Annotated in this window: 10 protein-coding genes; 6 read left to right on the top strand and 4 right to left on the bottom strand. The window is 36.5% G+C overall.

What is annotated here, in order from left to right:
• Positions 1–12: 12 nt before the first annotated feature.
• From mreC to FFS26_RS05090, 5 genes are all read left to right on the top strand, one after another.
• Entirely contained in the window at positions 13–867 is an 855-nt protein-coding gene (gene mreC, locus FFS26_RS05110) for a rod shape-determining protein MreC (protein ID WP_062673151.1), read from the top strand.
• On the top strand, positions 860–1,366 hold the full coding sequence (locus tag FFS26_RS05105) for a hypothetical protein (protein ID WP_002982456.1): 507 nt from the start codon (positions 860–862) through the stop codon (positions 1,364–1,366). The genes mreC and FFS26_RS05105 overlap by 8 nt, the downstream gene beginning before the upstream one ends.
• Positions 1,363–3,408, top strand: coding sequence for a peptidoglycan D,D-transpeptidase FtsI family protein (locus FFS26_RS05100; protein ID WP_110009129.1), 2,046 nt, complete (start codon positions 1,363–1,365; stop codon positions 3,406–3,408). The genes FFS26_RS05105 and FFS26_RS05100 overlap by 4 nt, the downstream gene beginning before the upstream one ends.
• Complete coding sequence (rodA, locus tag FFS26_RS05095; RefSeq protein ID WP_137904457.1) at positions 3,405–4,634, top strand: rod shape-determining protein RodA; 1,230 nt, start codon at positions 3,405–3,407, stop codon at positions 4,632–4,634. Before FFS26_RS05100 ends, rodA begins: the two co-directional genes overlap by 4 nt.
• 97 nt (positions 4,635–4,731) lie before the next feature.
• A complete protein-coding gene (locus tag FFS26_RS05090) occupies positions 4,732–5,307 on the top strand; it encodes a pentapeptide repeat-containing protein (RefSeq protein ID WP_137904456.1) in 576 nt (191 codons plus the stop codon).
• A gap of 186 nt (positions 5,308–5,493) precedes the next feature.
• On the opposite strand, the gene FFS26_RS05085 is transcribed toward FFS26_RS05090, so the two are convergent.
• The 4 genes from FFS26_RS05085 to FFS26_RS05070 form a co-directional block, all read right to left on the bottom strand.
• Entirely contained in the window at positions 5,494–6,204 is a 711-nt protein-coding gene (locus FFS26_RS05085) for a C40 family peptidase (RefSeq protein ID WP_137904455.1), read from the bottom strand.
• 338 nt (positions 6,205–6,542) lie between these two features.
• Positions 6,543–8,738 (bottom strand): glutamine synthetase III, encoded by a 2,196-nt coding sequence (locus tag FFS26_RS05080; RefSeq protein ID WP_137904454.1) that lies wholly within the window; start codon positions 8,736–8,738, stop codon positions 6,543–6,545.
• 252 nt (positions 8,739–8,990) lie between these two features.
• Positions 8,991–9,395, bottom strand: a complete 405-nt coding sequence (locus FFS26_RS05075; protein ID WP_137904453.1) for a hypothetical protein — start codon at positions 9,393–9,395, stop codon at positions 8,991–8,993.
• On the bottom strand, positions 9,385–10,710 hold the full coding sequence (locus FFS26_RS05070; protein ID WP_137904452.1) for a hypothetical protein: 1,326 nt from the start codon (positions 10,708–10,710) through the stop codon (positions 9,385–9,387). Before FFS26_RS05070 ends, FFS26_RS05075 begins: the two co-directional genes overlap by 11 nt.
• Before the next feature lie 169 nt (positions 10,711–10,879).
• Here FFS26_RS05070 and FFS26_RS05065 point away from each other — a divergent pair, with 169 nt between their 5' ends.
• A complete protein-coding gene (locus FFS26_RS05065) occupies positions 10,880–12,571 on the top strand; it encodes a DUF6909 family protein (RefSeq protein WP_110009136.1) in 1,692 nt (563 codons plus the stop codon).
• Positions 12,572–12,614: the final 43 nt, after the last annotated feature.

The raw sequence follows: 12,614 nt of genomic DNA, 5'->3' as shown, positions 1-12,614 counted from the left end.
CTTTATATCTGAATGGGATTTTTGCTGAGATTATTTTCGAAGAATACTCTTTTCGTCTTCTTTATATTCCTGCAAATTATTGCTCTGGTTTTGATATTCTCAAGAAATGCCATGCAGAGATCCTGGATTGCGGGCCAAACGGCTGCGTTTAATTCCTGGGTTTCCGGATATATTGATGAAGGAGTTTCTTATCTGAAGCTAAAACAGATCAATGAAGATCTTGTGGTTCAGAATAAAGCCCTTATGACTGAGCTCTATGGAAAAGACGGAGAAAAAAATCCTGTTTTCAAAAGAGTTCATGATACCATTGGTGGCGGGCAGATCTATACCTTTGTTGATGGAGAGATTGTTTTCAACAGTATCAACAGAAGAAATAACTATTTTACAATCAACCGTGGCCGTAGAGACGGAGTCTTTCCTCAAATGGGAGTAATGGCGCCGAGAGGTATTGCGGGAATTGTAATCAATTCTACAGATAGTTATGCATTGGTTCAATCCGTGTTAAGTGTCAACAAGATAAGAATTAATGCAGCACTTAAAAACTCAGGGTATTTTGGTACTTTAACATGGAACGGAGATAACTCAAGGGTAATGCACCTGGCGGATATTCCAAAATATGTTGCACTAAAAGTAGGTGATACTGTTGTTACAGATGGTAAATCTGCTATTTTTCCTAAGGGAGTTACCATTGGTACCATTGCAGGATACTCTGTAGATAATAAAACCGGCTTCTGGGATATTTCCGTAGAGCTGAGTGAAAAAATGGGAGCGTTGAATAAAGTGTATGTAGTGAAGAATCTTAAGAAAGCAGAAGTGCAGAAGATTCAGGACACTATGCAGGCTGTAATAAAAAAGGAAAATGATTAGCAGGACTTTATTTACCGATATATTGATCATGATCTTTCTTGTTGCATTACAGATATTTGTATTGAACAGGATTACGCTTTTCGGGAAATATACTCCGGTATTATATCCTGTATTTGTCATGTTCTATCCGTTTTTCAGAAACAAATTTCAATTCCTGGCATTGAGCTTTTTAATAGGATTGTCTATTGACGGTTTTCTTTATTCGTGGGGAATCAATGCATTTGCAACAACGTTAATTGCCTATTTCAGAACGTTGATCTTCAGGACTTCCACAGATACGTCTACGGACTTTTTCTCATTTCAGTCCCTTCAATGGGCGCAGTTTTTGCTGTTTTTATTTTCAAGCATTTTCCTGCATCAGCTTTTAGTACAGTATATCGAGTTCTTTAAGTTTAGCAGGTTTTTTGAAATATTATTTAATGTGTTGGTAACAAGTGTAATTTCATTTATCTTTATAGTCATCTACGCATTAATATTTAAAATCAAACAAAAAGTTTGAACACACGTTATTTAAAAATTTTTTCCATTCTTGTTGTCATCGCCCTTATTTTTGTGGCGAGACTTGCCTATTTGCAGCTGTTTACAGACCGTTATGCGCTGAATGCGGCCAACACCTCCATTAAAACAGAATATGTTATTCCACAGCGTGGGGTAATTTTTGACAGAAATGGTAAAATCATGGTGGGTAATCAGCCTGCTTATGAAATTTCGTTTACCCAGGCTTTGATGAAACCTGACTTTGATACACTGGCGTTTTGTAGTTTAATGAAAATTACAAAACAGGATTTTATCAATAAAATCAATGTGATCAAAAAAGAAAAATATTATTCAAAGCTGACCCCGATGACCTTCATTAAGGACCTCAGCAGAGAAGATATTGCCAGAGTTCAGGAAATTATTTTTAAGTATCCAGCATTCAACATTGTATCCAGACCTCAGCGTCAGTACGAAGTTTCCACATCCGGGAACCTTCTGGGGTATACAAGTGAGGTGAATGAAAGAGATATTAAAAAAGATTCACTATACTATTTACCGGGAGATTTCATTGGAAAAACAGGGGTTGAAAAATCCTACGAAAAAGAACTTCGTGGCGTAAAAGGTGTGAAATATATCCAGAAAGATATCAGGCTCAGGAACATAGGCTCTTATAAAAACGGAGCCCTGGATAAAGACGTCATTACGGGTAAAGATATCACATTAACGATTGATTACGACCTTCAGAGGACCGCTGAAGAAATGCTGGTCAATAAGCATGGTGCAATTGTAGCTTTAGATCCTAATAACGGAGAAGTTTTGGTTTCTGCAACCGGACCGGACATTGACCCGAACCTTTTTACAGGCCCTAATAAATCAAAAAACCTATATGCCCTTTCAAAAGATACGCTTTATGAAAATAAACCTACTTTTGACCGTGCGTTACAGGCTGGATATCCTCCGGGATCCACTTTCAAACTATTGACTGCCTTAGCGGCCATGCAGATGGGGGTAATGGATGAAAAAACTATTTTTCCTTGTGGCGGCGGATTCTTCTATAAAGGAAAAAGAATTAAAGGCCATGGTGGAGCAGATCCGCTTATCCCATCCATCCAGGTTTCGAGTAACTGTTTTTTCACCTATGCATTTATTGCCATTATCAAAAAATATCCGGGAAACCCTTCAAAAGGTGTTGATGAGTGGAAAAAAATCATGAGCAGTTTCGGAGTTGGAGAATTCTTGAATAATGACTTTGCTGTTGGGGCAAAGGGGAGAATACCTTCAGGAGATTTTTACGAGAGAAGATTTAAAGCGATCATGAAGGCAAGCGGTTCCCAGAGAACTGATTTTAAAAACTGGGATGAAATGTCTACGGGTGCCATTTATAACGGAATGGGACAGGGAGATGTTTTGGTAACTCCTATTCAGCTGGCCAATTATGTAGCGGCTATTGCTAACAGAGGATGGTATTATACTCCTCATATCGTAAAAGCAATTGATGGAAAGCCAAATCCAGACCCAAGATTTAAAGTGAAACACAAAACTCTGGTTGATCCAAAACATTTTGAGCCTGTTTTAAAAGGAATGGAAGCTGTAGTTTTAAGAGGAACTGCAAGAGGGCTGAAATCCAATGATTTTACCCAACTAGCAAAAACAGGTACTGCACAGGTACCGCAAGGAAAGGATAATTCCATCTTTGTATTGATTGCTCCTGCTGATAAGCCTAAAATTGTTGTAGTAGCGGTGATGGAACATGCGGGATTTGGAGCGACCTGGGCAGGACCAGCCTGTACCGTGATTGCTGAAAAATATATTACAGGTGATCTGAAAAGAGAGCATCTTTACAAAAAAATGATTACCTCGAGCTTCATGCCTGAATACAAAAGGCAGTGGATTGCTGATTTGAAACGTAAAGGTTTATATATTGATCCTAAACCTGACTCAATCAGACAGAAAAGAATAAAAGATAGCCTGGAGCAGGTAAAACAGCAAAAGGCTAAGCTGCAAAAGAAAATAAACGAAGAGACTAAAAAAAATAACACTGCTAAAAAAACTGCGAAGCAATGAAATGGACAGAAGGAATAGATAAACTTGGCCTTGGGCTGTATTTCCTGCTTTGCATTTTCGCGATTGCAAATATTTACAGTGTGGACCAGAAACTGGGTGAGAAACAGTTGATCTTTTTCTGTATCTCATTATTTGTTGGGCTTATCATCTTTGTCAGCAGAAGTAAATTCTTCGAGAATATGGCAGGGATTATTTATATTGGCGGTGTGCTGCTGCTGATAGGGCTTTTCCCGTTTGGTAAAGAAATCCTTGGCCAGAAGAACTGGTATAAGTTCGGAAGTTTTACCATGCAGCCCGTGGAGTTCGCCAAAATAGGAACCGCTTTAATGCTCGCTAATTATGTTTCAGGACCTGATTTTAATCTTAAAAACAGAAAGTCTTTATGGACTACTTTAGCCATTGTTGGTATTCCGGCAGCAGTAGTTCTTGCTATTCCGGATGTGGGCTCCATGCTTGTATTTATTGCATTTTTCATTGCTTTATATAGAGAAGGGCTGAGTGGGCTTTTATTTGGTATAGGATTTATTTTTGCCGGAGTTTTCCTGATCTCGCTGGCTATTCCTCCTGTTTATGTTGCGGTTGCAGTTTTGCTGATTGCCGGTGTGCTGATTGCAATGAATTATCATAGAATGTCATGGGATGTAATTTCTATCTCAGGAATTGCAGGCTCTGTTCTTTTACTGTGCGGACTCGCTTTCGGATCTCCTTATATTTTAGAGAAACTGCCCAAGCACCAGAGAGAAAGAATTGAAGTTCTTTACAAAGGGGAAAAGGCATTCAGAGATACTTCAGGATACAATCTTTTATATTCTAAAACAGCGATCGGATCCGGCGGGCTTTGGGGAAAAGGATATCGTGAGGGCTCTGTAACCCAGGGGAAATTTGTACCGGAACAGGAAACCGATTATATTTTTTGTACAGTTGGGGAAGAATGGGGCTTTTTAGGAAGTGCAATTCTTATCTTTTGCTATATGGTCTATATCGGAAGGATATATTATCTCGCAGAGCAGCAGAAATCTACTTTTAACCGTGTATTCGGATATTGCTTTGCCTCGATTCTGTTGATGCACTTTTCCATCAACCTGGGAATGGTTATGGGGCTTTTCCCGACAGTTGGGATTCCGCTTCCTTATTTCAGTTATGGAGGTAGTTCTTTACTGGCATTCTCTATGATGACTTTTATTTTCTTTAAACTTAATTACTCTGATAAGAACAGTTTGGTGTAAATGTTTTGGAGTTAAAAAGACTCGAAAAAACTATTATTTACCCATTTGATAAATCTGCAGACTGCAGGGTATATTCTCGTATCATAAATCATAAAAGATGAAAGAAGCTTACATCCTGGATCAGGATTTTGAAAATACCGACCTTTCTCAAATAGAAAAGGGCGTGTACGAAAACTGTACGTTCAGAAACTGTAATTTTGAATACGGAAATCTATCCGGTTTCAGCTTTACAGACTGTGAATTTCTCGGGTGCAATCTCAGTATGGTAAAACTGATCAAAACAGCTTTTCATGAGGTTGTTTTTAAAGAATGTAAAATGTTCGGGCTTCAGTTTAATGATTGCAATGCATTCGGATTATCCTTTACATTTGATGGAAGTTCATTAAACAATTCCGTTTTTTATCAGACATCCGTTAAAAAAACTGTTTTCAAAAATTCAAAATTAATTGAGGTGGATTTCAGTGAATGTGATCTGTCCAATGCAGTCTTCAGTAACTGCGATTTGTCGGGCGCCGTTTTTGACGGTACAAATCTGGAAAAAACAGATTTCAGGACTTCGGTTAATTATTCGATAGATCCGGCTTTAAACAGGCTTAAAAAGGCCAGATTTTCGCTTTCTGAGATCCATGGTCTATTGTATAAGCTGAATATTGAAATTGATAAGAACAGCTGATGTCTTTGGTTAAGTTCTGTTTGTTTATAAATTTATCAATATTAAAATAATAGGAGTGGGTTTTAGCCCGTTTTTCTCCTTCTTGAATATTCAGCCTTTCTTAGCTGGAATTTAGCCGAAATAGTGTATATAAAAAAGCCATCAGGATTCTGATGGCTTCATTATTTAAATCAATTATTTATAAAATTAAAAATTTGCGGGTGTAGGAAGAGTAGCTGCTGCTAAGTTATTGTAAGCTTCTCCTTCTTCGTTGATCACTCTTTTTGCGAATCTGAATTTAGGTCCCCAATAAGAATCATTCAGTGAAGAAATCATTACTCCTTTTGATGTTGCTGCGTGGATGAATTTAATCTCACCATCTTCAGAAACACTTTCTACAATACCAACGTGAGAAATTCTTCTTCCATGAGAAAAGAAAATCAAATCTCCCTTCTGTAACTCTCCTTTTTCAATTCTTTCACCTTCCTGAGCCTGAGATGCAGCTACTCTAGGTAAACTAAGACCTGCTGCTGCTCCGAATACAGAAAGAACAAAAGCTGAACAATCTATACCGTTTCTGGTTGTTCCTCCATATCTGTAAGGAGTTCCAAGGTATGTTTCAGCTTCTTCAAGGATACCGTCAATGGTTTTATTATGTTTGATTGCTTTTGCAATCTCAGAATTCTTAACTGCTTTTTTAGCACTAGCAATAGATGCCGCCTTTTCTGCAAGGAATGAGTCGATAAGTTTTTGCTTATCCTGCTCCATTTTTTTGTTATCTATAGAAGCTAGTTTGGCATCTGTTTTGTATTCTTTTGTGTAAGTTGCTGGTTTTGAAACCACATAATTTGTAGCACACGATTGCAATGAAACTGTAGAGACTAAAGCAACTAAATAAAACAAAACTCTTTTCTTCATATATATTTGATTATCCGTGTTAAAAAGGAATATTTATTTTCAAAAGCAATACAAAAGTAGAGATTCCGAGCAAAAGACCCCTGATATGATAATTGTCAGGATCTTATTTTAACACATTTTAACATATAATTTACATATGTTAAAGAAAAATAAACCGCAACAGCCTTTTTTTGGTAAGTGTGCGGTTTTTTTTATTAAGATTCTTTAACAAACTTCTTCGATTTTCTTCTATATATCACGTTTTGTGATTCAAAGTCTTAATTTTCAGTGCTGTTAAAAAAACAAAAAAATTCCCCGGAAAACCGGGGAATTTAAACTAATATGGAACTTTACAGGTGTTATTTGGTAAACAACATTTCTCTGTATTTTGTCATTGGCCAAAGCTCATCATCCACCATCATTTCCAAAGCATCAGAAGCTTCTCTGATAGGATCAAATAATGGTTTTACTTTGTTACAATAGTTTTCTGCCTGTTTTTGGCTGTCTGATATGGTTTTTGCAGCCTCTCTGGCTTTGATAAGATCTTCAACACCAAGCTTGATTTTAGAAACATTTTCAGAAATGCTTGTAATTAAACTCATTTGCTCTTTTGCCAGCGTTTTAAATTCTTTATCACCAAAGATATCTTTAAGACCTTTTACATTTTCAATTAATCTGTTCTGATAATTTAATGCAGATGGAATGATGTGGTTTCTGGCGATATCACTTAATACTCTTGCTTCAATATCAATTACAGTAGAGTATTTCTCTAATTTAATCTCGTTTCTCGCTTCAACTTCTCTGTGGTTGAAAATTCCCATCTCTTCATAAAGGTCTAGGAACTTCTTGTCCATTTCCTGTTTTAAAGCTTCAGGAGTGGTCTTAAGGTTGTTCAATCCTCTTTTCTTAGCTTCTTTCGCCCAGTCATCAGAATATCCGTCACCTTCAAACATAATGTTTTTACACTGCTTGATGTATTCTCTCAATACATTAAAGATCGCTTCGTCTTTCTTAAGACCGGTTTCAATTAAAGCATCCACTTCTTTCTTGAAATCATTAAGCTGTTTAGCTGCAATCGTGTTCATTACGGTCATAGACTCTGCACAGTTTGCAGAAGAACCTACCGCTCTGATCTCAAATTTATTTCCTGTAAATGCAAATGGTGAAGTTCTGTTTCTGTCTGTGTTATCCAGCAGAATTTCAGGAATCTTACCAACTACATTTAATTTTAATTCTGTTTTCTCTTCCGGAGATAATTTTCCGTTGGTTACTTTTTCAAGTTCTTCCAATACACTGAACAGCTGGCTTCCGATGAATACGGAAATAATTGCCGGCGGCGCTTCGTTGGCACCAAGCCTGTGGTCATTACTTGCAGAAGCGATACTTGCTCTTAGAAGATCTGCATATTCGTGAACCGCTTTAATGGTGTTAACAAAGAATGTTAAGAACTGTAAGTTTTTCTTAGGGTTTTTTCCAGGGCTTAACAGGTTTTCACCAGTATCTGTTGCTAAAGACCAGTTGTTGTGTTTTCCGCTTCCGTTTACTCCAGCGAATGGTTTCTCGTGGAAAAGAATATGGAAGTGGTGTTTGTGTGCTACTCTTGCCATGATGTCCATCAACAGAGAGTTGTGGTCTACAGCAACGTTCACTTCTTCAAACATTGGTGCAAGCTCAAACTGGTTAGGGGCAACCTCGTTGTGTCTTGTTGTGGCAGGAATTCCCAATTTCATACATTCGATTTCCAGCTCTTTCATGAAGTTCATTACTCTTGTAGGAATAGAACCGAAATAGTGGTCGTCCAATTGCTGTCCTTTTGCAGGAGAATGTCCTAATAAGGTCTTACCTGTTAATACAAGGTCCGGACGAGATTGGTATAATGCTGAATCAACAAGGAAATATTCCTGCTCCCAACCCAAAGTAGGAGTTACCTTCGTTACGTTTTTGTCAAAATACTGCATTACGTTAGTCGCAGCTTCATCTACAGCATTCAAAGCTCTCAAAAGAGGTGCTTTGTAATCTAATGTTTCTCCTGTATAAGAGATGAAGATGGAAGGAATACATAATGTAGTTCCCATAATGAATGCCGGAGACGTAGGGTCCCAAGCTGTATAACCTCTTGCTTCAAAAGTATTTCTGATACCTCCGTTAGGGAAAGACGATGCATCCGGCTCCTGCTGGATAAGCATGTTTCCACTGAATCTTTCAATGGCTCTGCCTCCTTCGATTGGAGTGAAGAAAGAATCGTGCTTTTCTGCAGTAGTACCCGTCAAAGGCTGAAACCAGTGCGTATAGTGTGTTACACCTTTGCTCATTGCCCAGTCTTTCATCGCTACAGCTACCTGATCTGCAATATGTCTCTGAATTTTAGTTCCTTTTTTAATAGCATCCATGATAGAACCGAATGCTTCTTTTGTTAAATATTCTCTCATGGTTTCTTCTGAGAAAACATTTTTACAGAATAGCTCTGATAATTTCGCAGGGATCTCAACAGAGTTGTCTTTTCTGAAATCCTTAAATGGAAGGGTTTCTAATGCTTTGAATCTTAAGGTTGACATAATTGGGTTGATTTTTTACAGCGCAAATTTACAAAAAAAATGAATTGAAAATATTTTAACCCTAAAAATTTTAGGGGTTGTTTGAGATTTTATATAATATAAACAATTGTTTGGTGTTTTTTTACAGGGGTGTTTTGTAGTTTTGTATTCAGAAGCACTTGGAGTATGGAAGCTAATTGTCCGGACGGTGCAAAGAGCAATTGTATTTGCTGTCTTCCAGGATATATCAAATTAAAATTACAATTATTTAACTTAATTTTTGAGATTTTTTCTGAAAATAAATAAAAATATAGGCAGAAAAATAAAAAATGAATAGAGAAAAGGCCTAAAATAATCCATATCATAAACATCAAATACATAGAATAAAACATGAGTTCCAAAAGTTATGAAGAGATATGGTAATATTTTTTTAGAAGAAATCACCTGGTTTACAAAGAACATGGTCAGCATTTGAAGGAGAATTACCAAAGGGAACTTATCAAATAATCCATAGATTCCTGCAAAAGGGGATATTAAAATTGATTTAATAATTTGGGTAAGGTTTGGTGCTTCATCAAGCTGAAACAAAAAAAGTAAAGCTCTGATAGGAAAGTATATAAAGATATGACAAATCCATATTTTCCAAAAAAGAGAAATTCTGTTTAATTTATTTTTCATAAGGTTTAATAATTTTTACAATTTCATTATTGACTGTTCCATCTGGATTTAGTTTGCCCTTGAACCCATACCATTTTGGTTTATGCTTGTATAAATATAGCATTAATAACGGTAAGTCTATTCTAAACTGTGAATCTGTTACTTTAGCATTAGGTGTAAAATCATCGAATGCCGGAACAATGTCGTTGAACCAACTAATTGCCTGAGCTCCGGCTCCATGCCATCCACCCTGAGGGTCTTTGTCTGCCATATTCTGAAACCTGGATATAGTTGATGAACTTGTTTTTCCATAAATGGGAGGAGCTACAACCCCTTGCTCATGTTGTATAAATTCTTTATCCCAGAGGTAAGCGGCGTCTCCTTTTAAAGGAGTTTTAGCATATTGACCATACATAAGCTCATGAAATTTGGTTATTGCAAAATCACAGATCCCTAAATTTAACTCATTTAAAATAGTTTCAACATCATTTGCTAGAAAACTATTCCCTCCTTCCAGTGAGTTTGATAATGCTTTTACCAATCCTTTAGCGCCTTTGCACCATTTTACATCATGTCCGAATCGATTTTTAATATTCCAGTCCACGCCCTCGTAAAAATCATAAATTTGTTTGAAAGGGGCAAGTCTTCCTGGTATTTTGTGTTCAATAATATAAGAATAGGCTCTTCTCCAGGTATCATTATTTTCTGCCCTGTCTTTTGTCAGCCATGAACCATCCTGTCCTTTCCAGTCTTCTATTTTTATAGCTTTGTTTCGTAAAGCAAGTTTGTATGTTTCATAATCGGGAAATTCTCCTCCAATATATTTTTCTACAGAATTTTTGTTGGTGAGGAAATCATACATCAACTGAGGAAAATTATTACCAACATAATTTTTGGGAAGGAGTATTTTAATTTTACCCCCATCAATATTAATGTATTTTGAATGATGTATGGCAGAATCAAAGTATTTTACTCTAGAAGATCCTTCTACAATTTCTATAACAAGTGGATTGATGTTTTGCTCCACATCTTTTACCCCTACGTAGTTGAAAAGAATATTAATTACCGGAAAAATTTTTCCCACAATAAAGACTCTTTCTTTTGGGAAAATATCTGTAGAATAATCAGATAACTGAATGGGCTTAATATATTTTCTGTAATAATTTGCATTACGAATCTGAAAAAGAGTTTTTACCGTATTAAGTTCTGTTTTATTGAGAAAGAGAACATCTGCGTCTTCCCTATCTTTTACTGTTAATATTTCCTGTTCTGCAAGACTTGAAATTCTCATCGATGGATATTGGGTCTGTAATCCTAATCTTTTTGGATAGCTCATTTGTATATGTTTAATATGATTATGACAAACTTAGTCTTAGCAGACGCCAAATCTCGACGTATTAAAACAAATATTCATCAGTTTGAAGAATATGTTTTTAAACGACTTATTAAAAGACAGTTAAAATAAAGTGGGCAAAGATTTTGTATATTTGTGTGAAATTTATTTTATGACAAATTCTAGAGCAAGAGAAACAACAGAGGCTATTGAAAGACTATACATCTCTATGAGACACTTATTTTATAGAGGATTTTTCAAGCCGGGCGGAGTTTCAGGAGAAAGTATCAGAAGTTTGTTAAAGACCATCAATCCGGAAATTTATGGAACCATGAATATTCCGAGCAAATTGGAATTGGACGGTTTGATGTATGTACTGGACAGACTTCCGGAAGGAATTGAAGAATGTGCTTTTATTCATCTTACATCTGATGAAGGGTTTGATAAAGGAAGTTTCGAACCTATTGTTCCCAAGAAAAGAAGAAGAAACTGTTATAGAATAGACGAACACCAGATGAATATTGAGGTTCTTTTGGGCCGTTCCGAAATTTATGACATTCTTACCCACCTTACCTTCCTTTTTATAGAAGCTGACAAAGTCCGTAATCTGGCATTTATCCAGGATGAAAACTGGAAGCCGACACGTGCCTTCAAAATTATTGAGGAAGTGGTAAAAGGTGAAAAGAAATACAGCAGAAAAGAAAAAGAAGTAGCACTTATTCATCTTTCTTCTTTAATAGGAAGATCTTTTGATGAGACTTTAAGAGCTTATAATACTTTTGGTGACGATCATAATCCTGACCGTCTGTTCAAAATCATTTACAACTTAGCAAAAGTAAGTCTTGATGATGCAAAAGGAAGCAGAGAAAGAGAGATTCATTTCAGTTCTATATTAAAAGAAAGAGTAGGTCACCATTATTTTGGTGAAAAATGGGCGAACAAAGTGAAAGAGGTTTTATTTGAAAATAATCTTCATATGCGTCCGTTACATATTATTTCAGCCAACATGCACTCGGTGAAAAATATGCTGTATGCCAATAATGCCCTTAAAAAGAAGCAGCACCACGAGGTGGATTATAAACTGTACGAAGAGATCTCCAACAAGAAAGAACTTCGTGATAAAGTTTTAAAATATGCTTTGGAGGAAGGAATGATCCATATTGCAGACAAGAGCGGAAGTAATATTGATGTTCAGATCATAGACCTCAGCAAAACAGACCTGAAGAATACCCCGTTTGCAGACATCAAGTTCTCAGGTGATGACGTGGTAATGGTTTTTGACTATGCTTTCGGAGAGCAGGCTTTTGAAGTAATGGACGAATTGCTGAGACCTTTTGAACATAAAGGAGAAGTATACATGATGCATGTAAAATCCGTTTCCATCATGGGTAAAGCAGGTATTCTTACCGGAGCGAAGGGGGATATTATGATCCCTACTTCTCATATTTTTGAAGGAACTGCAGATAATTATCCTTTTGAAAATGCCTTAAAGCTGGAAGATTTCAACGATGATGAATTAAAAGCTTTTGAAGGTCCAATGATTACCGTTCTGGGAACCTCTCTACAGAATAAAGATATTCTTTCCTATTTTATGAATACTTCATGGAAAGCTATTGGTCTTGAAATGGAAGGAGCACACTACCAGAAAGCTATTCAGGTGGCATCCAAGATCAGACACCATATTTCACCGGATTTGTTTGTCATGTATGCCTATTATGCATCGGATAATCCGCTGGAAACGGGAAGTACATTATCTTCAGGAGGTTTGGGTCTTACAGGAGTAAAACCAACGTATCTGATCACTTTAAGAATCCTTGAGAAGATTTTAAGAAGCGGTAAGAAAGAAGCTTCTGCTAAAAAATAATTACATTTTTAAGATGACTTTTCTTTATAAATTAAGAAATAAT

The organism is Chryseobacterium sp. 2VB (assembly GCF_005503635.1).
GTDB lineage: Bacteria > Bacteroidota > Bacteroidia > Flavobacteriales > Weeksellaceae > Chryseobacterium > Chryseobacterium cupriresistens.
Note: the sequence above shows the minus strand (reverse complement) of the source record. Positions and strands in the feature narration are given on the sequence as shown.

Excerpts from the sequence above, each read along its gene's own strand:
- mreC (WP_062673151.1), top strand. The coding sequence starts at position 13 with ATGGGATTTTTGCTGAGATTATTTTCGAAGAATACTCTTTTCGTCTTC.
- FFS26_RS05105 (WP_002982456.1), top strand. The coding sequence starts at position 860 with ATGATTAGCAGGACTTTATTTACCGATATATTGATCATGATCTTTCTT.
- rodA (WP_137904457.1), top strand. The coding sequence starts at position 3,405 with ATGAAATGGACAGAAGGAATAGATAAACTTGGCCTTGGGCTGTATTTC.
- FFS26_RS05090 (WP_137904456.1), top strand. The coding sequence starts at position 4,732 with ATGAAAGAAGCTTACATCCTGGATCAGGATTTTGAAAATACCGACCTT.
- FFS26_RS05085 (WP_137904455.1), bottom strand. The coding sequence starts at position 6,204 with ATGAAGAAAAGAGTTTTGTTTTATTTAGTTGCTTTAGTCTCTACAGTT.
- FFS26_RS05080 (WP_137904454.1), bottom strand. The coding sequence starts at position 8,738 with ATGTCAACCTTAAGATTCAAAGCATTAGAAACCCTTCCATTTAAGGAT.
- FFS26_RS05075 (WP_137904453.1), bottom strand. The coding sequence starts at position 9,395 with ATGAAAAATAAATTAAACAGAATTTCTCTTTTTTGGAAAATATGGATT.
- FFS26_RS05070 (WP_137904452.1), bottom strand. The coding sequence starts at position 10,710 with ATGAGCTATCCAAAAAGATTAGGATTACAGACCCAATATCCATCGATG.
- FFS26_RS05065 (WP_110009136.1), top strand. The coding sequence starts at position 10,880 with ATGACAAATTCTAGAGCAAGAGAAACAACAGAGGCTATTGAAAGACTA.